At 70.2% G+C, this 21,257-nt stretch carries 17 protein-coding genes and 1 tRNA gene; 10 read left to right on the top strand and 8 right to left on the bottom strand.

The window, feature by feature from the left end:
* Window position 1: 1 nt before the first annotated feature.
* On the bottom strand, window positions 2-559 hold the full coding sequence (locus RWQ91_RS15650; RefSeq protein WP_314507929.1) for a hypothetical protein: 558 nt from the start codon (window positions 557-559) through the stop codon (window positions 2-4).
* 130 nt (window positions 560-689) lie between these two features.
* Window positions 690-765: transfer RNA gene (locus tag RWQ91_RS15645), tRNA-Met, on the bottom strand.
* 208 nt (window positions 766-973) lie between these two features.
* Here RWQ91_RS15645 and RWQ91_RS15640 point away from each other — a divergent pair.
* The 6 genes from RWQ91_RS15640 (at window position 974) to ligD (ending at window position 10,925) form a co-directional block, all read left to right on the top strand.
* The gene (locus RWQ91_RS15640; RefSeq protein WP_314507926.1) at window positions 974-4,024 is read left to right on the top strand and encodes a hypothetical protein; all 3,051 of its coding nucleotides are present in this window, start codon (window positions 974-976) and stop codon (window positions 4,022-4,024) included.
* 47 nt (window positions 4,025-4,071) lie between these two features.
* On the top strand, window positions 4,072-5,004 hold the full coding sequence (locus tag RWQ91_RS15635; protein WP_314507922.1) for an ABC transporter ATP-binding protein: 933 nt from the start codon (window positions 4,072-4,074) through the stop codon (window positions 5,002-5,004).
* On the top strand, window positions 5,001-6,128 hold the full coding sequence (locus tag RWQ91_RS15630) for an ABC transporter permease (protein WP_314507920.1): 1,128 nt from the start codon (window positions 5,001-5,003) through the stop codon (window positions 6,126-6,128). Before RWQ91_RS15635 ends, RWQ91_RS15630 begins: the two co-directional genes overlap by 4 nt.
* Window positions 6,129-6,165: 37 nt before the next feature.
* A complete protein-coding gene (locus RWQ91_RS15625) occupies window positions 6,166-8,622 on the top strand; it encodes a UvrD-helicase domain-containing protein (protein WP_314507918.1) in 2,457 nt (818 codons plus the stop codon).
* A gap of 41 nt (window positions 8,623-8,663) precedes the next feature.
* Window positions 8,664-9,689 (top strand): SseB family protein, encoded by a 1,026-nt coding sequence (locus RWQ91_RS15620; RefSeq protein ID WP_314507917.1) that lies wholly within the window; start codon window positions 8,664-8,666, stop codon window positions 9,687-9,689.
* A gap of 189 nt (window positions 9,690-9,878) precedes the next feature.
* Window positions 9,879-10,925: a non-homologous end-joining DNA ligase gene (gene ligD / locus RWQ91_RS15615; protein ID WP_314507915.1), complete on the top strand. Its 1,047-nt coding sequence runs from the start codon at window positions 9,879-9,881 to the stop codon at window positions 10,923-10,925.
* A 4-nt stretch (window positions 10,926-10,929) separates the two neighbouring features.
* Here ligD and RWQ91_RS15610 read toward each other — a convergent pair whose 3' ends face one another.
* Window positions 10,930-11,976: an ATP-dependent DNA ligase gene (locus RWQ91_RS15610; RefSeq protein WP_314507913.1), complete on the bottom strand. Its 1,047-nt coding sequence runs from the start codon at window positions 11,974-11,976 to the stop codon at window positions 10,930-10,932.
* Between the two features lie 94 nt (window positions 11,977-12,070).
* Here RWQ91_RS15610 and RWQ91_RS15605 point away from each other — a divergent pair, with 94 nt between their 5' ends.
* Window positions 12,071-12,604 carry a hypothetical protein gene (locus RWQ91_RS15605; RefSeq protein WP_314507910.1) on the top strand — a complete coding sequence of 178 codons (534 nt, stop codon included), beginning with the start codon at window positions 12,071-12,073 and terminating at the stop codon, window positions 12,602-12,604.
* Here RWQ91_RS15605 and RWQ91_RS15600 read toward each other — a convergent pair whose 3' ends face one another.
* Together RWQ91_RS15600 and RWQ91_RS15595 are read right to left on the bottom strand one after the other, a co-directional pair.
* Window positions 12,605-13,837, bottom strand: coding sequence for an AI-2E family transporter (locus RWQ91_RS15600; RefSeq protein WP_399546625.1), 1,233 nt, complete (start codon window positions 13,835-13,837; stop codon window positions 12,605-12,607).
* 89 nt (window positions 13,838-13,926) lie between these two features.
* Window positions 13,927-15,159, bottom strand: coding sequence for an acyl-CoA dehydrogenase family protein (locus RWQ91_RS15595; protein ID WP_314507907.1), 1,233 nt, complete (start codon window positions 15,157-15,159; stop codon window positions 13,927-13,929).
* Between the two features lie 119 nt (window positions 15,160-15,278).
* Here RWQ91_RS15595 and RWQ91_RS15590 point away from each other — a divergent pair, with 119 nt between their 5' ends.
* A complete protein-coding gene (locus RWQ91_RS15590) occupies window positions 15,279-16,016 on the top strand; it encodes an SDR family oxidoreductase (RefSeq protein WP_314507905.1) in 738 nt (245 codons plus the stop codon).
* 5 nt (window positions 16,017-16,021) lie between these two features.
* Here RWQ91_RS15590 and RWQ91_RS15585 read toward each other — a convergent pair whose 3' ends face one another.
* From RWQ91_RS15585 to RWQ91_RS15575, 3 genes are read right to left on the bottom strand one after another with little or no spacing between them, the layout of a single operon-like run.
* Window positions 16,022-17,224: an acyl-CoA dehydrogenase family protein gene (locus RWQ91_RS15585; protein ID WP_314507903.1), complete on the bottom strand. Its 1,203-nt coding sequence runs from the start codon at window positions 17,222-17,224 to the stop codon at window positions 16,022-16,024.
* A gap of 1 nt (window position 17,225) precedes the next feature.
* Entirely contained in the window at window positions 17,226-18,290 is a 1,065-nt protein-coding gene (locus tag RWQ91_RS15580) for a phosphotransferase family protein (protein ID WP_314507901.1), read from the bottom strand.
* A 30-nt stretch (window positions 18,291-18,320) separates the two neighbouring features.
* Window positions 18,321-18,995 carry a TetR/AcrR family transcriptional regulator gene (locus RWQ91_RS15575; RefSeq protein WP_314507898.1) on the bottom strand — a complete coding sequence of 225 codons (675 nt, stop codon included), beginning with the start codon at window positions 18,993-18,995 and terminating at the stop codon, window positions 18,321-18,323.
* A gap of 166 nt (window positions 18,996-19,161) precedes the next feature.
* Here RWQ91_RS15575 and sucC point away from each other — a divergent pair, with 166 nt between their 5' ends.
* Both sucC and sucD read left to right on the top strand, forming a co-directional pair.
* A complete protein-coding gene (sucC, locus tag RWQ91_RS15570) occupies window positions 19,162-20,325 on the top strand; it encodes an ADP-forming succinate--CoA ligase subunit beta (RefSeq protein WP_314507896.1) in 1,164 nt (387 codons plus the stop codon).
* Between the two features lie 14 nt (window positions 20,326-20,339).
* Window positions 20,340-21,242 carry a succinate--CoA ligase subunit alpha gene (gene sucD / locus RWQ91_RS15565; RefSeq protein ID WP_314507894.1) on the top strand — a complete coding sequence of 301 codons (903 nt, stop codon included), beginning with the start codon at window positions 20,340-20,342 and terminating at the stop codon, window positions 21,240-21,242.
* Window positions 21,243-21,257: the final 15 nt, after the last annotated feature.

Here is a 21,257-nt window from a genome sequence, read left to right as displayed (position 1 = left end):
GTCAGGACGACAGCAGCGCCATGAGCTGCGCCTTGGTATAGCGGGAGAACCCGGCGTGGCCGGCGTCGCGGGCCCGAGCGCGCAACTGCACGACAGTGAGCGAAGAGAGATCCGGCGCGGCGCTGAGCACCGCCGCGGCGGCGGGTCGCTCCGGCGGGGTCTTCGATGGCGGTGCCGGCGCGTCGTAGAGGCCGGGCTCGGTCGGAGCGGACTTCTTCGCCTTGCCGGCGTCCTTGGACTTCGCCGCCTTCTTGGCCGCCCTGGCCTTCTCCTTCGCCGCCGACTTCCTGCGGGCGGCGAGTCCCGCCTCCGCCTTGTCCACGGCCTTGTCCAGGCGCGCGATGGCGGCGATCGCCTGCTTCTCCACCTTGCTCGGCCGACGCGCCACCTTCTTCTTGGACGCCTGGGCCGCATCCTTCGTGTCGGCCGCGACGGACTTGAGCTTCTTCGCGTCCTTCTTGGGAAGCGTCCTGCTCAGCCGCTTCGCTTCTTTCGCAGCCGTGGCCGCGGCATCCATCGCGGCCTCGGCCGCTCTGGTCGCCTTCGTCGTCTTCGCCATCTTCACACCGTGTTTCCTCGGATGGGGGCGGGCACCGTTGCCGTCGCTCCTCGCGGGGCTAAAGGCTACAGGGCCCGCAAGAACGGATTGCGAACGGATCGGCCGGAGCGCACAGGAGGCAGTGCGTCAGTGGACGCGACGGCGGGAGTCGAACCCGCACCGCTGCCAGGTATGAACTGGAGCCCGGGACCGCCCGGATCGCCGCGATGATGAGGCCACGCTAAGCCCGAGCGACGACAGAAGCGAGAACCGTGAACCGGGAAGTCGCCCTGAGTCCTCCGATGACACGTGCCGAGCAATGACGCCGCGGCCCGGGCCGCGACTCCCGGCCCGGGCGGCAACCCGGGCCGTGAGAGCCGATCGGTGCCGCCAGCAGGTCCGGTCGGGCGCCGTGCGAACCACTAGCGTGAACCCATGACAACGGCGACGCGGCGGGCGATCGTCGCCGTCGTCACCATCGTCGCGCTGGTGGCCCTCGGGGCGGGCCTGGGGGTGGTGGTCGGCGATGCGCTGGGCATCCGCACCGAGCCCGCCGCGCAGATGCAGCCCGCCGCCCCGGTCGTGCCGGCATCCACCGTCGCGGTGCTGCCGCCGGAGTTCACGCAGATCGACGCCCCGCTGACCGAACGCGTCGCCGTCGCGGTGGGAGAGCTCACGGATGCCGTCGCCGACGCCGCCGGCACGGCGGGAGCGGCATCCCTCACCGTTGTCGCGGGCGACGGCGACAACGACGACGAGACCTACCGGCTGAGCGGCACCGCCGAGGCGCTGCGCATCGAGGGCGTGAGCGAGACCGGGGCCGTCCGCGGCGTGTACGACCTCGCCGCGCGGGTGCGCGCCGGCCGGGCCGTCGCCGAGGGCCTGGGCGAGGAGGTCACCTCGCGCCTGCCGTTGCGGATGGTGGACATGGGGGCGGTCGCCGTCACACCGGACCCCGCCGCCTGGGAAGCCGGAGACGACTACTCGCACGCGTCGAAGGCCTTCGCCGACGTGCTGCTGCCCGACCCGCCGTACATCGACCCGGAGTCCCTCGCCGATGCGTACGACGACTTCGATCTGTTCATCCGTCACTCGCTGGCGAACGGCTACAACGCGGTCGCGTTCCCGGGACTGGTCGAGTACCTGACCTTCGACGAGGCTCCCGGTGGCCCGGTCTACGCAGACGGCGACGATCACCGCGCCAAGGCCCTCGCGCTGCGCGAAGCGTTCGCCCCGTTCTGGGAGCGGGCCGACGAGCTGGGCATGAAGGTGTTCCTGCGCACCGACATGCTCACGCTCACCACGCCGCTGGAGCAGTACCTCACCGGCCGCTTCGGCTCGCTCGACACCGAGGACCCCGAACTGTGGGACGTCTACGCCGCCGGGCTGGACGAGCTGTATGCGGCGGAGCCGTCCGTCGACGGCGTTCTGATCCGGATCGGCGAGGCCGGTCGCGTCTACGACGTCGAGGGATGGGATGTGTACTCCGCACTCGCGGTGACCTCGGTGGACTCGGTGCGGACGATGCTGGAGACCCTGACCGCCCAGGCGGAGGCGACGCAGCGCGAAGTCATCTTCCGCACCTGGAGCGTGGGGGTCGGCGCGGTCGGCGACATGCATACGAGCGACGCCTCGTACGAGGCGGTGCTCGGCGGCATCGACTCGCCGGCGCTCATCGTGTCCACCAAATACACGCTCGGCGACTTCTACAGCTGGCTGCCCCTGAACGTCACGCTCGAGCAGGGGGAGCAGCGGCGCATCGTGGAGTTCCAGAGCCGACGCGAGTTCGAGAACTTCGGGGCGTTCCCCAACGACCTCGGCGCGCAGTACCAGTTCGCCCTCGAGGAGCTCCTCGCCGCGAGCCCGAACATCGAGGGCGTCTGGACCTGGACCCAGGACGGCGGTCCGTGGCGCGCCGGGCCTATGACGCTCTACCTGAAATCGGGGTTCTGGCAGCTGTACGAGCTCAACACGATGCTGGCCGCGGACCTCGCGCGCGACCCGGCGGCCGATGTCGGTCGCACCACGCAGGACTGGGCGGGGGAGTGGTTCTCGGACGACCCGGCGACCGTCGAGGCGATCCTGCAGGCGATGTCGGTCTCGCGCACGGCGATCGAGCAGGGCATGTACATCCAGCCGTTCGCGCAGCAGCGGGTCTTCGCGATCGGGCTCGAGCCTCCCCCGATGATGTGGATCTTCGAGTGGGACATCCTCACCGGCGACTCGGCCGTGCTCGATGTCATCTACACGATCTCGCGCGACGCCACCGGGGGCGACATCGAGCGCGCGATCGCCGGGGGCACGCAGGCGCAGGCGGATGCCGAGGCCATGCGCGACCTCGTGGCCGAAACGGATGCCGCGACCTGGCGCGATGCCTCGATGCGCGAGGCGTTCCTCGGCACGCTGGACTACGAGGCCGACGTGCTGGGACTGCTCGCGTCGTACCGGGCGATGATCCTGCACCAGGCGCAGTGGCACGACACGCTGTCCTCCGACGCGTATGCGGCGTGGGAGAGCGACCGCGAGCAGTTCGAACTGCTCGCGGCCGAGCACGTCGAGCAGTACGCCGGAAACATCGACTACCCGGCGTACAACCTGACGGCAGCCGAGCTCGGTGTCCAGCGCGCCGACCGGGACCTGACGATGGCATGGCTCGCGCGCGGCCTGCTGCTGCTGGCCGCGGTGTGGGTCGTGATCGGTGTGCTCTCGTCGCGGACGAGTCTGGTGCGCCGGCCCGGTGCGGCCGCCGCACGCGCCACCTGGCTGGGCGCGACCCGGCCGTGGCGCGCGCGCGAGTCGACGCTCGGGTTGCTGTCGCTGGACAAGTGGCTGCTGCTCGGCATCCCGGCCGCGCTGCTCGTGGCCACGCGCGCCGTCCAGACGTCCTTCCTGTCGTGGACGCATCTGGCGCTCGTCCTCGGTGCATGGCTCGTGTTCCTCGTCGTGGTGCGGCTGCTCGTGCGCCGGCGATCGCCCTGGCCGGTCATCGCGGCGGTGGGCGGCGTGCTGGTGCTGCGCTGCATCGTGACCCTCCTGGCGCTGTCGCTCACCGGACCGGGCGGCTACTGGTTCGCCTTCTGGACCGAGCCCACGCAGCGCACGGTGTACATATCGGTGGCGTTCGCGCTCTTCGTCTGGCTGTTCGTCGCGGCCGGCTGGGCCCTGTCGTCGCAGATCGGCGGACGGCGGGCCACCGGCACCGTGCTCGCCGGCGTGGGCGCCGGCCTCGGTGTGCCGGCGCTCGTGGTGGCGCTGGTCGGCCTCGAGCAGGCGCTCACCATCTGGAACGACGAGATGGGCCTGCTGCCGTGGGGTCTGGCGCGCATCCTCGGCATCACGGTGTACCTCGACATTCCGGCCGCCGCGGCGTGGTTCGCGGCGGTCTTCGGATTCGCGGTCGCGGTCGTCGGCGTGCTGCTCGCGCTGCCCTACCGCCAGGCGGATCCTCGGCGCGAGCCCGAGGTCCCCGCCGAGGTGGTCAGCTGACCGCGGTTCGGCCAGGAGCCCCGGGGGGCCGCGCCTAGGGTGAAGTGATGACCCCCACGATCACGGCGTCCGGCGTGCGCCGATCCTTCGGCGACGTCCCGGCGGTGCGCGACGTCGATCTTCACGTCGCGGCCGGCCGCGTCACGGGTTTGGTCGGGCCCAACGGGTCGGGCAAGACCACGCTCATGCTCATGCTCAGCTCGCTGCTCGCACCGGATGCCGGAGAGATCCGCATCGGCGACGTCGATCCGATCGCCGACCCCGCCGCCGCCCGGCGGGTGCTCGGGTGGATGCCGGATGCGCTGGGCGCCTGGGGATCGCTGTCGGCGCGCGAGACGCTGGCCGTCACCGGCCGGCTGTACGACCTTCCGCGGGCGGCCGCCCGCGACCGGGCCGACGAGCTGCTGCGGCTCGTGGACCTCGCCCCGCTCGCGGCCGCCCCGGCGCGTGTGCTCTCGCGCGGGCAGAAGCAGCGCCTGGGACTGGCGCGGGCTCTGGTCCACGACCCGCGGGTGCTGCTGCTGGATGAGCCCGCCTCGGGCCTGGACCCCGAAGCGCGGGTGGCCTTGCGCGTGCTGCTGCGCCGCTTGGCGGGGGAAGGTCGCACGGTGCTCATCTCCAGCCACGTGCTCTCCGAGCTCGAGGAGGTCGTGGACGACGCCGTGTTCATGGTCGCCGGCGCTACGGTCTCGGCCGAGCGCGTCGCGGCGGCATCCCAGCGCCAGCGCGCCTGGCGGGTCAGGTTGGCGGATGCCGCAGCCGACGCATCGGTGGCAGCGGTCGCCGCGGCGCTGAGCCGGGAACCGGGGAGCCTGGCGACGGACCGCACAGGCGTGCTCGTCGGCTTCGCATCGGACACCGAGGCCGCCGCAGCCCTCGGAGCACTCGTGCGGGCCAGGCTTGCCGTCGTCGAATTCGCCCCGGCGACGGGGGATCTCGAGCACACGTTCCTGGACCTGCGGGACGGGAGCGCCTCGTGAACGCGGCTCGCATCGGCACGATCATGCGTCTGGAACTGACGCAGCGCGTGCGCAGCGTCGCGTGGTACGTGCTTCTCGGGGTGTTCGCCGTTCTGCTGGTCATCGTCACGGCGCTGTCGTTCGCCGCGGTGCCGATCGGTGCCGCCCAGCTCGCCGGCAGCGCGATCTTCTCGATCGTCGTCTACTTCGTCCTCCTGCTGGTGGTGCTGGTCTCCCCGACGCTCAGCGGCAACGCGATCAACGGCGACCGGGAGGCGGCGACCCTCGCGCCCGTGCAGATCACGCTGGCCACGACCGGAGACATCATCGCGGGCAAGCTGCTCGCCGGGTGGACCACCGGCCTCGCCTTCCTCGCGGTGGCGGTGCCGTTCCTGCTCATCGCGATGGCCGCCGGGGGCGTCTCGGTCGGCGTGCTCCTCGCCTCGATCGGGGTACTCGTCGTGGAGATCGGGATCGTCGCGGCGATCGGCATCGGCTTCAGCGGCATCCTCGCGAGGCCGCTGTTCTCGGTCGCCGTGACCTACCTCGTGGTCGCAGCCCTGGTGATCGGCACCCTGATCGCCTTCGGGCTGGGGTCCGCGGCATCCCGGATGGAGGTCGAGTCGCGCTCGCGCTCGCTCGAACCGGCGTCCATGCCGTCGATGCCGACCGTTCCACCGCAGTGCATGACGGCTGCGCCCGGTCAGACCGAACCGCTTCCGGAATGCATGACGCCGCTGCCGATGCCGGAACCCGAATTCGTCTGCGGGCCCTGGACGACCTCACGCTATGAAGCCGTCCGCACGGACACAGTGTGGTGGATCCTGGCGGCGAACCCGTTCGTGGTGCTGGCCGACGCCACCCCGTCGCGCTTCGAGAACGGCTATCCGATCGACCTCTTCGGCAACATCAAGGTCTTCGTCCGCGGTGCGCAGGTGGCACCCGAGGCCGTGCAGGAGTACGACGGGTGCAACGAGTCCGAGACGTCCTTCCCCACGTCGGAGCAGATGATCGAGGGGACGACTCCGAGCTGGTTCGTCGGCCTGGGGGTGCAGCTGCTCCTGGCGGGACTGCTCGTGTGGGGAGCGTGGGCACGCACGCGCACGCCATCGAAGCGGATGCCGCCCGGAACCCGCATCGCCTGAGTGGGGTGTCGGGTCGCGCGCCTAGACTTGACGGGCTATGACCGACGCCAGCACGCCCATGATCATCGTCGGCGGCGACCGGGGTCCGGCTGCCGCATCCGAGGGATCGGCGCGCCCCGACGAGGACCTTCTGGCAGGGCTCAACCCGCCCCAGCGCGAGGCCGTCACCTACCGGGGTCCGGCCCTGCTGATCGTCGCCGGCGCCGGCTCGGGCAAGACGAGCGTGCTGACCCGTCGTGTCGCGTCGCTGCTGCGCACCCGCGAGGCCTGGCCCAGTCAGATCCTCGCGATCACCTTCACGAACAAGGCTGCCGGAGAGATGCGCGAACGCGTCGGGCAGCTGATCGGAGACCGTGCGCAGGGCATGTGGATCTCGACGTTCCACTCCGCGTGCGTGCGGATCCTGCGCCGGGAGGCCGAGCAGTTCGGCTTCACCAAGTCGTTCACGATCTATGACTCCGGCGACTCCCGGGCGCTGCTGAAGCGCCTCGTGAAGCAGCACGAAGCGGATGCGTACGGGCTCACCCCGGCGGGAGCGCAGAGCCGCATCTCGAAGCTGAAGAACGAGCTGTCGGATGCCGAGGCCTACGCGCGCTCGGCGAACATGAGCGATCCGGCCGAGCGCGTCTTCGTGGACGTCTTCACGGACTACCAGCGCGAGCTGCAGCGTGCCAACGCCTTCGACTTCGACGACCTCATCGGGCAGGTCGTCTACCTCTTCCGCGCGTTCCCCCACGTCGCCGACGTGTATCGCCGCCGGTTCCGGCACATCCTCGTCGACGAGTACCAGGACACCAATCATGCGCAGTACGCGCTCATCCACGAGCTGACCCGGCCCATCTCCGGCGGCGGAAGCGCATCGTTCGAGTCGAACGGGATGATGATCTTCGAGCCCGAGCCGGTCGCGGATGCCGAGGCGCCGGCATCCCTCACCGTCGTGGGCGACTCCGACCAGTCGATCTACGCGTTCCGCGGCGCCGACATCCGCAACATCAGCGAGTTCGAGAAGGACTACCCGGGCGCGAAGGTCGTGCTGCTCGAGCAGAACTACCGGTCCACGCAGAACATCCTGAGCGCGGCCAACGCCGTGATCGGCCACAACTTCGACCGCAAGGACAAGAAGCTGTGGACCGACGTCGGTGCGGGTGAGAAGATCATCGGCTTCACCGGCTACTCCCAGCACGACGAGGCCCAGTTCGTCGCCGACGAGATCGAGACGCTGCACCGCGGCGGTGTCGACTACTCGCAGATGGCCGTGTTCTACCGGACCAACTCGCAGAGCCGTGCGCTGGAGGAGATCTTCATCCGAGCGGCACTGCCGTACAAGATCATGGGCGGCACGAAGTTCTACGAGCGCGCCGAGATCAAGGACGCCCTCGCGTATCTGATCGCGGTGTCCAACCCGGCCGATGAGATGGCGCTGCGGCGCATCATCAACAGGCCGCGCCGCGGCATCGGCGACGTGACGATCGAGGCGATCTCGCGCTACGCCGCCAACGAGCAGATCACGTTCCGCGACGCGCTCGCCAATTCCTCTGCGCTGGGAGTCGGTCCGAAGATCCAGGCCGCGATCGCCCACCTCGACGCCGTGCTCGCCGAGGCCACCGACCTGATGCTTCCGGCGACGGGTGAACTGGCACCGCCGACCGCGGTCGCCGAGGGACTGCAGCTGCTTCTCGGCAGGACCGGCTACACCGACGCCCTGCGCGCGAGTCGCGACGCGCAGGACGAAGCGCGTGTCGAGAACCTCGACGAGCTCGTCGCGGTCGCCCGCGAGTTCGCGCGCAACAACCCTGAGGGCACGGTGGTGGACTTCCTCGCCGAGGTGCAGCTCGTCTCGGACGCCGACGACCTCGAGGATGCGTCGGGGTCGGTCTCGCTCATGACGATGCACACCGCGAAGGGCCTCGAGTACGACGCGGTCTTCGTCACCGGTGTCGAAGAGGACCTCATCCCGCACCGCATCTCGGCGGGGGAGCCCGGAGGTCCCCAGGAGGAGCGTCGCCTGTTCTACGTCGGCATCACCCGCGCCCGCAAGCGGCTGTATCTCTCGCTCGCTATGACGCGCGCGCAGTTCGGCGAGATCTCGGTCGCCATGCCCAGCCGTTTCCTGCAGGAGATCCCCGCCGAGCTCGTGCACTGGCGCCAATCTCCCGGAGATGTCAATTCCCGCGGCGGCATGCAGTCGCGCGCGCTCAACGCCCGCCGGCCCGGCGGCGGGGCCGGGGGAGCGGCGCCCGGCCGGCGCTACGGCGACGACCTCGTTCCGAAGTCGACGTCGATCGAGCGCTTCGCGAACCGGATCCCCGCGAAGGTCCGCGACAACGGCGACATGGTGCTGGTCTCGGGTGACCGGATCAAGCACGACGACTTCGGCGAAGGACGTGTGGATGCGGTGACGGGCGAGGGAGCGAAGCGCGTTGCCCACGTGCGCTTCGACTCGGCCGGACCGAAGAAGCTCCTGATCAAGATCGCGCCGATCGAAAAGCTCTGACGCTCTCCGCGGGGCCGATGACGGGCGGTTAGGCTCGAACGATGGCCCTGTTCTCACGGCGCAAGAAGGCGGACGACGGCGACTCGGATGCCGGGGCGGCCGAGCCGGTGGCACCGCCCGCGTCGGCTGCTGCACCGAGCGACGCCGTGACGGATGCGGCAGCATCCGTCGGCATCTCCGTCTCGTCGTACCAGGGACTGGGTGCGGCCGAAGTGCCGGCTGCACCGGTCGACCGGCCGCGCGTGCCGCGTGCGGCTCCTCGCGCGGCGGAAGCCCCGGTTGCGACCGAGACCATCCCGGGGCTGCGCGACAACGTCGTGCTGCGTGAGGCTCTCGCCGCGCTGCCCGCAGCGCCGGAGTCCACGGACCTGCTCGAGATCGCGCGACAGCTGATGCAGGGGCACCTGTTCCTGCGTGTGAAAGGCGATGCGCGCTCGCTGCTGGCCGAAGGCAAGGACCTGCCGCTCGGTGTGGCGGAGGTGAAGGGCAAGCAGTTCGTGCTGGCCTACAGCAGCGGCGCGGCCCTGCGCGAGAGCATCCGGGCCGACCGCGACGCCGACACCTCGGCGATGGGTCAGCCGGTGATGGCGGTGCTGCGCTATGCGCTGGCCGGCACCTACGACGGCCTCATCATCGACAACGCCTCCGCTCCCGCGCGCGCCGTGCTGCCCAGAGAGCTGCTGGAGAAGCTCGTCGACCAGGCCGACCCCTCGCTCGAGCTCAAGACGCTCCTCGCCGGCGAGCGCACCGATGCGACGGCCGCTGCCGTGGCCGACGCCCTCACGAGGGTGAAATTCTGGGTCGCGGTGAATCGTTCGCCCGAGGGGCGGTTCGGCGTCGCCGAGGCCCGCACCGAGGACGGCGCGCGCCTCATCGAGGTGTACTCGCACCCACTCGAGGTCGCCTCCCTGCGCCGCGGCGATCAGGCCGCGCCCATGACCGCCGCCCAGCTGGCTGCCGCGCTGAACACCGACGAGGGCCTGGGCGGCGTGCTCGTCGACTCCGGCGGACCGTGGATCCGGCTGTCACGGAACGACCTCGCGCCCCTGCTGGCGCTCGCCGACTGAGCCGCCCCCGTTCGGCCGCCGCCCCCGGTCCGCCGGACGACCCACCCGTGCGCAATTCAGGATGGGGGCGGGGCAGGGCGCTGTGAGCCGCGCAATCGCGCGGATCGTCCCCGCCCAGTTCGCTTTCATCCTGAATTGCGCATCGCCGGCCGGGGTGACGATGTCGCGGCGGTTCGCTAGCGTCGGAGCATGGCGAGCGAGCGCATCACCCTGACCGTGCCCGGCCCCGACGGCGATCGCGAGGTGGGGCTCTCGAACCCCAACCGGGTGCTGTGGCCGCAGCTCGGCATCACCAAGCACGAGCTGGCCGAGTATGCGATCGCCGTCTCGGAGCCGTTCCTCGAGGCCAACGGCAACCGCCCCGTTTCGCTCGAGCGGTTCCCGGACTCGATCGACGGAGACTCGTTCTTCTCGAAGAATCCGCCCAAGGGCACCCCCGCGTTCGTCGAAGCGGTCACGGTGACCTACAACAGCGGGCGGCGGCATCCCCAGCTCGTCCTGACCGAGACCGCCGCGATCGTCTGGGCCGTGCAGATGAACACGATCGTCTTCCACCCGTGGGCCTCGCTCGCCGGCCAGACCGACAACCCGGTCGAGCTGCGGATCGACCTCGATCCGCAGCCGGGGACGGGATTTGCGGATGCCGTTCCCGCGGCGCACGCGCTGCGAGAGGTCCTCGGCGAGGCGGGCCTCGAGGCCTGGGTCAAGACGAGCGGCAACCGCGGCATCCACGTGTTCTGCCCCATCGAGCCGACGCACGAGTTCCTCGAGGTCCGCCACGCGGTCATCGCGGCGGCGCGCGAGCTCGAGCGCCGGATGCCCGAGAAGGTGACGACCAACTGGTGGAAGGAGGAGCGCGGAGAGCGCATCTTCGTCGACTTCAATCAGGCCAACCGCGACCGCACGATGGCCGGGGCCTACAGTCCCCGCGCTCTCCCGACGGCGACCGTGGCGACTCCCGTGACGTGGGATGAGCTGAACGGCGTCGACCCTTCCGCGTTCACGATCCGCAGCGTCCCGCAGCGCCTCGCCGACAGCGGCAACCCGTGGTCGGGCTTGCTCGATAGGCCCGGGCGCATCGACACGCTGCTCGAGTGGTGGCAGCGCGACCTCGACGCGGGCCTCGGCGAACTGCCCTTCCCGCCTGATTTCCCGAAGATGCCGGGCGAGCCGCCGCGGGTGCAGCCGAGCAAGAAGAACGCCGAGAACTGGACCGCGGACGGCCGGGCCCGCTGATGGCTCAGTCCAGTACGGCCCCGACGTCGTAGGCGGACACCGACTCGAGCTGCTCGTACGTGCACGAGGCAGGATCGCGGTCGGGCCGCCAGCGTTCGAATTGCACGGTGTGCCGGAAGCGCCACCCCTCGAGCTGGTCGTAGCGCACCTCGAGCACCCGCTCGGGGCGCAGCTTCACGAAGGAGGAGTCGCGTCCGGCCGCCGAGAACCGTGACTTCTCGCCCTCGCCGGTGAGCGCGGCACCCTCGTCATCGGTCTGCACGAGCGGGGCGAGCTCATCGATCAGCTCGAGCCGGCGCTTGTCGCTCCAGGCCGAGACCGCCCCGACGTTGTGCAGCCTGCCCTCGTCGTTGTACAGACCGACCAGCAGCGACCCGACGCCCTGGCCCGACTTGTGGATCCGGTACCCGAGGGCGACGACGTCGGCCGTGCGGGCGTGCTTGATCTTGAACATCGTGCGCTTGTTCGGTGCGTACGGCTGAGCGAGCGGCTTGGCGACCACGCCGTCCAGCCCCGCCCCCTCGAACTGGCTCAGCCAGCCGCGGGCGGTGTCGGCATCCGTCGTCGTCCGCGTGACGTGGATCGGATGCGGCAGCCCGGCGAGCAGGTCGACCAGCTGCGCCCGCCGCTCGGAGAACGGCTCGCTCTGCAGGTCGCGGTCGCCGCGGGCCAGCAGGTCGAACGCGATGAACATCGCGGGCGTGGTTTCGGCGAGCATGGTGACCCGGGATGCCGCGGGATGGATGCGCTGGGTGAGCGACTCCCAGTCCAGGCGCTGCGCTCCGGGCGGGCCCTTGGGCACCACGACCTCGCCGTCGAGCAGACACGGCTCCGGCAGAAGCCGGGAGAACGCCTCGACCAGCTCGGGAAAGTAGCGGGTCAGCGGCTTGGCTCCGCGGGAGCCGATCTCGACGTTCTCGCCGTCCCACGAGACCAGCCCGCGGAACCCGTCCCACTTCGGCTCGTAGCTGAGTCCACCGGGCACCTTGTCCTGGTCGGGCACGTCGGGAACGGACTTCGCGAGCATCGGAGCGGGGATCTCGTAGGTCATGCGCCTATCCTGCCGGTCCGGGCGGACACGGTCGAGGTGGCGTCGATCGATTCGCCGGCATGTATCTGACGGGCTGGCCCGCGCTCCTCGCTCTATGACGACGTCGGCCCCCGCCCTGCCCCGCACGGAAGTCATTCCCCACGGCGCGCGAGCGCTGCGGATGCGCGCCCTGTTCTGGGTGCGACGGTACGGCCCCGCCGAGATCGCGTGTCTGGTGACGATGCTCATCGCCAGCGTGATCGCCGCGCGGCTGACCGACTCGCCTCCGCTGCTGGCCGTCTCGGCGATCGTGGGTGCGACAGTCGGGTTCTACGGAGTCCTCGTGACGGCAGTGCTGCGGGAGCAGCTCGCTCTCCTGCCCCCCGCGCCGCACCGGATCCGCCGGGCGTTCGGGCGATCGGTGGGGCTGCTGGCCGCCGAGTTCGGCGTCGCCGAGCTGACCGACACGTTCTTCCTGCGTCCGGCGCTCATGATGATCGGGGTCGTCGTCCTCGCCGATCCCGTCTGGGGACTGCTGGTGGGCAAGATCGTGGCCGACGTGCTCTTCTACGTCATCTCCGGTGTGAGCTTCCGGATCACTCAGCGCACCGGCATCCGACTCCCGCGCCCGCTCCTTCGCGCCTCCTGATCACGAACCCTTGGGCTGGGACGCCCGCTCTGTCCTGGGACGGTCGAGGGAACGCTGGGCCACCCGGTCGGGGAGGCTCTCGCGATCGTCGCCCTCGGCACGCTTGCGCCGGGCCCACCGCGCCGGCGTATCGGGACCGTCCCAGACCTGCACGACGCCCCACGCCGCGGCGGTCAGCGGTACCGCCAGGATCGCGCCGAGGATTCCTCCGAGGACGGTGCCGGCGGCGAGTGCGATCAGGACCACGAAGGCGTTCAGTCGCATGGTTCGACCCATCAGGAACGGCTGCAGGATGTTGCTCTCCAGCTGCTGCACCAGGACGATGACTCCCACGACGATCAGCGCCTGGACCGGGCCGAGGGCGACGAGGGCGACGAGAGCCGCGATCGCACCGGCCAAGACCGCACCGACGATGGGGATGAACGAGAGCACGAAGGTGAGCACCACGAGCGGCAGGGCCAGAGGGACCTGGAGGATGATCAGCCCGATGCCGATGCCCACGGCATCCACGAGGGCGACCAGTGCGGTCCCGCGGAGGTAGGAGCCGAACGTATGCACGGTGCGCTCGCCGATGCGCTTTCCCCGGGCGTAGTTCTCGCCCTCGAAGGGGCGCAGGACGAACTCCCACATCCGGGGGCCGTCTTTAAGGAAGAAGTACAGCACCGTGACCAGCAGCACGGCGCCGGCGAGGAAGTTGCCGATCGCCGACACGCCTCTGAGCGCACCCGTGCCGAACTGCGAGCTCGTGACGAAGTCGATCACCGCATTGCGGGCCGACTCCAGCTGGTCGTCACTGGGGGCGAACGGGAGGCCTTGAACCCAGGCCAGAAGCTCCTGGAAGCCTTCCTCGCCCTGCGAATACAGGTCGTCCCACTGGTCCTGCACGGCCCAGACGATCAGCCAGCCGACGCCGCCCAGGATGATCACGACCGCGAGGAGGGTGATGATCGTCGCGAGCACCGACGGGATGCCGCGTCCGCGCATCCAGCGCATCGCGGGCGCGAAGGCGCTCGCGAAGATGAGCGCGAGGAGCACCGGGATCGTGACGACGGTGACAGATCGAAGGCCGATGAACAGCAGTGTCGCCGCTCCGAGCACGATGAGCGCCTGCAGCGAGCGGGTCGACAGACGCCCGAAGCCATCGGCCCACAGGCCCAGCGGCGGCTTCTGCACCATCTTGTCGACGACGGCGCCGCCGGGCGGGCGCGGAGGAGTACGGCTGAACAGGCCCATGCGTCGACCGTAGGCCCTCGCCGCGGCGAGCAGCCCAGGGTTGCGATGTCCGGGCCGCGCGGGTATGTGCGACGCGCGACGTCAGGGGATCAGGCGAACGCGCTGTGACCGGTGATGTCGCGCCCGATCAGCAGCGCCTGGATCGACTCCGTGCCCTCGTACGTGTGGATCGCCTCGATGTCGGCCATGTGCTGCATGACGCGATTCTCGAGCAGGATGCCGTTGCCGCCGAGCAGATCGCGCGCCACCGATGCGATCCGCCGTGCGGCGCGGGTGTTGTGGTACTTCGCCAGGGAGGCCTGGGTGGGGCGCAGCCCGCCGCCGGTCTCGAGGTCCGCCAGGTGACGGCAGTAGAGCTGCATCGCGGTCAGCTCGTCGAGCATCTGCGTGAGCCGCTCCTGCACCATCTGGAACTTCGCGAGCGGCTTGCCGAACTGCACGCGCTGCTGGGCGTACGCGAGGGCCGCTTCGTAGCACGCCGTGGCGTGGCCGAGCGCCGACCAGGCCACGCCCGAGCGGGTCGCGTACAGCACGGTGGAGGCGTCTGTGAAGGTGTGCGTGCCCGGAAGGACGGCATCCCGCGGCACCCGCACGTCGGTGAGCCGGATGTGCGCCTGATGGATCGCGCGCAGCGACGCCTTGCCGAGGATCGGCCGACCCTCGTAGCCGGCGCTCTCCTGGGGAACCAGGAAGCCGCGCACCTTGCCGTCGTGGTCGGGGTCTGCGGGGTCGCTCACCCGTGCCCACACGACGGTCAGGCCACCGGAGGAGCCGTTGCCGATCCACTTCTTCGCGCCGTTGAGGATCCACTCATCGCCCTCCCGGCGTGCCTCGGTCTCGAGCGAGACGGAGTCGGAGCCGTGGTCGGGTTCGGTGAGGGCGAAGGCGGCCAGCACGTCGCCGCGCGCGATGGGACGGAGCCACTGCTCCTTCTGGGCGTCGCTGCCGAACAGGGCGATCGAGCGCAGCGCGAGTCCGCCCTGCACGGCGAGGATCGTGCCGAGCGATCCGTCGCCGCGGGAGATCTCCATATTGACCAGGCCGGCAGCCAGAGGGGAGGAATAGCCCAGCCCCTCGTGGACCAGACCGTCCGTGAACAGGTCGAGCTCTCCCATGCGGCGGGCGAGCCTCACGTCGTATTCGCCGCGGTCCCACAGGCCGTCCATGCGCGGCAGCACTTCGTCGACGAACGCCTTCGCGCGGTTCCACACGTCGCGGTCCTCTCCCGCGACGTCGGCGAACACTTCGTAGTAGTCGGTGTCCAGTCGCGCGGAGACGTCATAGCCGGCGACGCGCTCGCCGGGCACGGGAGAGTGGCTCATGCCCTCAGCGTACCGGCACTCAGTGTCGTCGACAATGAGACTGAATACCATGAGGAGCGGAGCGCCGATCTTCTCTCCGCCGGCGATACTGTGGCGGCATCCGAACGAAGGAGTGCGGCGTGGACAGATTCACCGACCGGGTGGCGTTGATCACGGGCGGCAGCCGCGGCATCGGGTTCGCGATCGCCCGGCGCCTCGTCGCTGAGGGCGCGTCGGTCGTGATCACCGGGCGCCGACAGGAATCGCTGGACGAGGCCGTCGCGGTGCTGGGCGCACGGGCGAGCGCGGTGGCAGGCAAGGCCGACGATGCGGACCACAGAGCGCGGGCGATCGCGCACGTGATCGAGCGACACGGGCATGTGGACCACCTCGTCAACAACGCGGGGATCAACCCCGCGTGGGGTCCGCTGCGCGAGGTGGAGATCGCCCTCGCGCACAAGATCCTCGCCGTCAACGTCGTCGCGACCCTGGAATGGACGCGGGATGCGGTCGCAGCCGGTCTCGGGCGGTCGGTCGTGAACCTCTCCTCCGTGAGCGGGCTGAGCGCGAGCCCGAACATCGGGCTGTACGGCATCTCGAAGGCCGCCATCATCAACCTCACGGTGCAGCTCGCGGAGGAACTCGCCCCCCGGGTGCGGGTCAACGCGGTGGCGCCCGCGGTCGTCAAGACCGCCTTCGCGCGGGCGCTCTACGAAGGGCGCGAGGCCGAGGCGTCCGCGCCGTACCCGCTGGGCCGGCTGGGCGAGGTCGACGACGTGGCCGGACCTGTCGCGTTCCTGCTGTCCGATGACGCCGCCTGGATCACCGGCCAGACCGTCGTGATCGACGGCGGAGCGAGCATCCGCTCCGCCCTCTGATGCCCTCAGCGGCCGAACTCGGCCTTGCCGAGGGCGCTCAGGTGCACCTCATCGGGACCGTCGGCCAGCCGCAGCGCGCGCACGCCGGCGAACATCTCGGCCAGCGGCTGGTCTTCGGACAGACCCGCCCCGCCGAAGACCTGGATCGCGCGATCCAGGATCTGCTGCACCGCGCGCGGCACGGCGATCTTGATCGCCTGGATCTCGGTCATGGCCGCCCGATTGCCCACCGTGTCCATCAGCCAGGCGGTTTTGAGCACGAGCAGGCGTAGTGACTCGAGCTGGATACGCGACTCGGCGACCCATTCCCGCAGCACTCCCTGCTCGGACAGGGCGCGGCCGAACGCGATGCGCTCGGAGGCACGCTCGCGCACGAGCGACAGCGCACGCTCGGCCATTCCCAGGGCACGCATGCAGTGATGGATGCGGCCGGGTCCGAGCCGCGCCTGGGCGATCGAGAACCCGTCGCCCTCCCCTCCGATGAGGTTCGCCGCGGGCACGCGCACGTCGTCGAAGACGATCTCGGCGTGACCTCCGTGGTCGCGGTCGTCGTAGCCGAACACGCTCAGCGGCCGCACGATGCTCACTCCGGGGGTGTCGCGCGGTACGAGGATCATGCTCTGCTGGCGGTGGCGCGCGGCATGCGGATCCGTCTTGCCCATCACGATGAGGATCTCCGCCCGGGGGTTCATCGCCCCGGTCGACCACCATTTGCGACCGGTGACCACGTAGTCCTCGCCGTCGCGGCGGATGCGGGTCTCGATGTTCGTCGCGTCGGACGAGGCGACCGCCGGCTCCGTCATGCAGAACGAGGAGCGGATCTCGGCGTCCAGCAGCGGTCGTAGCCAGCGGTCCCGCTGCGCGGGCGTGCCGAAGTCGGCCAGCACTTCCATGTTGCCGGTGTCGGGCGCGGCGCAGTTGAAGGCGATCGGACCCAGCCGCGGACTCCAGCCGGTCAGCTCGGCCAGCGGCGCGTACTGCACAGTGGTGAGGCCGGCCCCGTCGGGGCCGGACAGGAAGAGGTTCCACAGTCCCTGCTCGCGCGCGGCCGACTGCAGCTCCCGCACCACCGGACGGGTGCCCCATTCGCCGGGCGTCGCGGCCACCTGGGCCGCGAGCACCGGCTCGGCTGGAATGATCCTCTCGTGCAGGAAGCCGTGCACCTGTGAGATCAGCGCGGCTGTGCGCTCGTCGTGGCCGAAATCCATGTCATCGCCTTCCCGCGCGCAGCTGCCGCAGTCCCTCGCCGGCGATCGGCTCGACGAGCGCGCCGATCCGGTCGAATCCCGCCCCGACGGTCTCACCGCGCCCGAAGCGGAAGTGGATGCCCTCCGCGATCACGCCCAGCTTGTACGCCGCGAAGGCGCCGTACCACGACAGATCCGGCACCGGGATGCCCGCCCGAGCCGCATACGCGTCGACGAGCTCCTCGAATGCCGGATAGCCGGCGGCGGGATCGATCGCGCTGGGCAGAGCGGCCCCGGCGCCGGGGAGTGCGCCGACGTTCCAGTACAGCCCGAACATCCCGAGGTCCACGAGCGGGTCTCCGATCGTGGACATCTCCCAGTCGAGGATCGCGGCGATCCGGGCGGTTTCCGCTGAGCCGCTGTCCTGCGCGGGGGCGACGATGGCGTTGTCGAGGCGATAGTCGCCGTGCACGAGGCTGGAGCGGTTGGATGCCGGCATGCGCGCTGCCAGATCGTCCTGCAGCCGATCGAGCGCGGGCAGATCCCGTGAGCGGGACGCGTCGTACTGCCGGCGCCAGGTGCGCAGCTGACGCTCGAGGAAGCCGTCGGCGCGCCCGAAGTCGCCGAGACCCACCGAAACCGGATCGACGGCGTGCAGGTCCGCCAGCACCTCGGCCAGCCTCAGGCTGAGGCTACGCAGGCCCGCGGCGGAGAAGGCGGCGTTCTGATCGGGGCGGGACATGACCATGCCCTCGACGAACTGCATGACGAAGAAGGGCGTGCCGGTGACTTCGGCGTCGGCGGTGTCGTCGACGAAGTCGATCGCGGGCGGCACGGGGACGGGCGTGCCTCGCAGCGCCGAGATGACGCGGTGCTCGCGGCCCATGTCGTGCGCGCTCGCCAGGACATGACCCAGCGGCGGTCGTCGCACGACGAGCGGGATGCCGGCCCCGTCGACGCGGTAGGTGAGATTGCTCTTGCCCCCGGCGATGACCTGCGCGGTCAGCTCCCCGGGTGCGAGCTCGGGGTGGGCGCGCCGCATCCAGTCAGTCAGGCCGGCGACATCGAGCCCCGGGACTTCGGTCATCGTCGACGTCCTCCTGCAGCCACGCGCGCGTCAGCCGTCCAGCTGGCCGCGCACCCGCCGCGCCATCTCGGCGCTCGGCATGGCGCGCGGGAAGACCGCGACCACGACATCGTCCCCGGCCGGCGCCGCACCGTCGGGGTGCACGCCGTACCGGCGCAGTGCATCGTCCAGCGCTCGCCGCAGCGCGGTGAGCGGAACCCGTTTGGTGCCGCGCAGCAGGCGGCGCAGCACGTGGTTGTGCAGTGCCGTCACCAGCGCGGCGAAGCCGACGGCATCCAGCGGGTCGATCTCCGGGAGCGCCCGCCGCAGATACTCGTCGAATTGACGTTCGTAGCGGAACACCGTCACGATCTCGCGTTCGCGCAGGGCCGGCACCTGCCGCACGATCTGATATCTCAGCCGGGCCACCTCGGGATCGCGTGCGAAGTGCGCGAAGACGCGTTCCGACGCCTCGCACACCGCGACCCACGGATCGGCATGACCCTTGTCCAGCCACTCGCGCAGCTCGTCCAGCAGCACTTCGTGGTCTGCGAAGACGACGTCCTCCTTGCCGCCGAACTGGCGGAAGAACGTGCTGCGCGAGACTCCCGCGGCCTGAGCGATCTGCTCGACCGAGGTCGCCTCGAATCCCTGGCGCGCGAACAGGTCGAGCGCGGCGGCGACGACGGCGGTGCGCGCGGCGGAGGCGGACGGAGTCTCACTCATGTCGACAGAAGCCTAGACCCGGCGGGCGCGCGGGCCGCGGCATCCACCGCTCCACCGTCGTCGGGAGCGTCGAGCAGGCGGTAGTAGGCTGGGAAGTCGGTCGAGATATCTCGACATCAAGACGCTTTCTGCGTCATCCCCCGTCGCCCCAGCGAAGGAACGCACTGTGGATCTGTACGAATACCAGGCACGCGACCTCTTCGAGAAGTACGAGGTTCCGGTGCTCGCCGGCCTCATCGCGGACACGCCCGAAGAGGCGAGGGCCGCGGCCGAGAAGATCGGCGGCGTGGTCGTCGTCAAGGCGCAGGTCAAGACCGGCGGCCGCGGAAAGGCGGGCGGCGTCAAGGTCGCGAAGACCCCCGACGAGGCGTACGAGGCGGCGAAGGCGATCCTCGGCCTGGACATCAAGGGCCACGTGGTCAAGCGGGTCATGATCGCCCAAGGCGCCCGCATCGACAAGGAGTACTACTTCTCGGTGCTGCTGGACCGCGCGAACCGCGCGTACCTGTCGCTGTGCAGCGTCGAGGGCGGCATGGAGATCGAGGAGCTCGCGGTCGAGCGCCCCGAAGCCCTCGCCCGCGTGGCGGTCGACCCCCTCACCGGCATCGACAAGCAGAAGGCGGTCGAGATCGCCGAGGCGGCGGGCTTCGCTCCCGAGCTCGTCGACAAGGTCAGCGACGTCTTTGTCAAGCTCTACGCGGTCTACACCGGTGAGGACGCGACGCTCGTCGAGGTCAACCCGCTCGTGCTGACCGAAGAGGGCGACATCATCGCGCTCGACGGAAAGGTCACGCTCGACGAGAACGCGGACTTCCGTCACCCGGGCCATGCGCTGCTCGAGGACAAGGATGCCGCCGACCCGCTCGAGGCCAAGGCCAAGGAGAACGACCTCAACTACGTCAAGCTCGACGGTCAGGTCGGCGTCATCGGAAACGGCGCGGGGCTTGTCATGTCGACGCTCGACGTCGTCGCCTACGCCGGTGAGAACCACGGCGGCGTGAAGCCGGCCAACTTCCTCGACATCGGCGGCGGCGCCTCGGCCGAGGTCATGGCCGCAGGCCTGGACGTCATCCTCGGCGACCCGCAGGTCAAGAGCGTGTTCGTGAACGTCTTCGGCGGCATCACCGCCTGCGACGCGGTGGCCAGGGGCATCGTCGGCGCGCTGGCGGAGCTCGGTGCCAGCGCCTCCAAGCCGCTGGTCGTTCGCCTCGACGGCAACAAGGTCGAGGAGGGCCGTGCGATTCTGCGCGACGCGAACCACCCGCTCGTCACGCTCGCCGAAACCATGGACGAAGGCGCCGACAAGGCCGCCGAGCTCGCGAACGCTTAAGGACGGTTAGAACAGTGTCGATTTTTCTTGACAAGGACTCCAAGGTCATCGTCCAGGGCATCACCGGCGGCGAAGGCACCAAGCACACGGCGCTCATGCTCAAGGCCGGGACGCAGGTCGTCGGCGGAGTGAACGCCCGCAAGGCCGGCACCACCGTGCTGCACCGCGACGCCGACGGCAACGCCGTCGAGCTGCCCGTCTTCGCAACGGTCGCCGAGGCGATCGAGAAGACCGGGGCGGACGTGTCGATCGCCTTCGTGCCGCCCGCGTTCACCAAGAGCGCGATGGTCGAAGCCATCGACGCCGAGATCCCGCTGCTGGTGGTCATCACCGAGGGCGTCCCCGTGGGCGACACCGCCGAGGCGTGGGCGTACGCGCAGTCCAAGGGCGACACGACCCGCATCATCGGACCGAACTGCCCCGGCATCATCACGCCGGGCGAATCGCTCGTGGGCATCACCCCGGCCAACATCGCCGGCAAGGGGCCGATCGGCCTGGTCTCGAAGTCGGGCACACTGACGTATCAGATGATGTTCGAGCTGCGCGAGATCGGCTTCTCCACCGCGATCGGCATCGGCGGCGACCCGGTCATCGGCACGACCCACATCGATGCGCTCGCTGCGTTCGAGGCGGACCCCGAGACCAAGGCGATCGTGATGATCGGCGAGATCGGCGGCGACGCCGAAGAGCGCGCGGCCGAGTACATCAAGGCGAACGTGACGAAGCCGGTCGTCGGCTACGTCGCGGGGTTCACCGCGCCCGAGGGCAAGACGATGGGCCACGCGGGCGCGATCGTCTCGGGCTCGGCGGGCACCGCCCAGGCCAAGAAGGAGGCCCTCGAGGCCGCCGGGGTCAAGGTCGGCAAGACTCCGTCCGAGACGGCCGACCTGATGCGCGAGATCATCGCGGGTCTGTAAGCGAGGTCTCCCGGG

This window comes from uncultured Microbacterium sp., assembly GCF_963524805.1.
Classification (GTDB): domain Bacteria; phylum Actinomycetota; class Actinomycetes; order Actinomycetales; family Microbacteriaceae; genus Microbacterium.
This window is presented reverse-complemented; position numbering and strand designations above follow the sequence as displayed.

What these genes read in the sequence shown, in the direction of transcription:
- RWQ91_RS15650 (WP_314507929.1), bottom strand. Translation starts at nt 559, where the DNA reads ATGGCGAAGACGACGAAGGCGACCAGAGCGGCCGAGGCCGCGATGGAT.
- RWQ91_RS15640 (WP_314507926.1), top strand. Translation starts at nt 974, where the DNA reads ATGACAACGGCGACGCGGCGGGCGATCGTCGCCGTCGTCACCATCGTC.
- RWQ91_RS15635 (WP_314507922.1), top strand. Translation starts at nt 4,072, where the DNA reads ATGACCCCCACGATCACGGCGTCCGGCGTGCGCCGATCCTTCGGCGAC.
- RWQ91_RS15625 (WP_314507918.1), top strand. Translation starts at nt 6,166, where the DNA reads ATGACCGACGCCAGCACGCCCATGATCATCGTCGGCGGCGACCGGGGT.
- RWQ91_RS15620 (WP_314507917.1), top strand. Translation starts at nt 8,664, where the DNA reads ATGGCCCTGTTCTCACGGCGCAAGAAGGCGGACGACGGCGACTCGGAT.
- ligD (WP_314507915.1), top strand. Translation starts at nt 9,879, where the DNA reads ATGGCGAGCGAGCGCATCACCCTGACCGTGCCCGGCCCCGACGGCGAT.
- RWQ91_RS15610 (WP_314507913.1), bottom strand. Translation starts at nt 11,976, where the DNA reads ATGACCTACGAGATCCCCGCTCCGATGCTCGCGAAGTCCGTTCCCGAC.
- RWQ91_RS15605 (WP_314507910.1), top strand. Translation starts at nt 12,071, where the DNA reads ATGACGACGTCGGCCCCCGCCCTGCCCCGCACGGAAGTCATTCCCCAC.
- RWQ91_RS15600 (WP_399546625.1), bottom strand. Translation starts at nt 13,837, where the DNA reads ATGGGCCTGTTCAGCCGTACTCCTCCGCGCCCGCCCGGCGGCGCCGTC.
- RWQ91_RS15595 (WP_314507907.1), bottom strand. Translation starts at nt 15,159, where the DNA reads ATGAGCCACTCTCCCGTGCCCGGCGAGCGCGTCGCCGGCTATGACGTC.
- RWQ91_RS15585 (WP_314507903.1), bottom strand. Translation starts at nt 17,224, where the DNA reads ATGGATTTCGGCCACGACGAGCGCACAGCCGCGCTGATCTCACAGGTG.
- RWQ91_RS15580 (WP_314507901.1), bottom strand. Translation starts at nt 18,290, where the DNA reads ATGACCGAAGTCCCGGGGCTCGATGTCGCCGGCCTGACTGACTGGATG.
- RWQ91_RS15575 (WP_314507898.1), bottom strand. Translation starts at nt 18,995, where the DNA reads ATGAGTGAGACTCCGTCCGCCTCCGCCGCGCGCACCGCCGTCGTCGCC.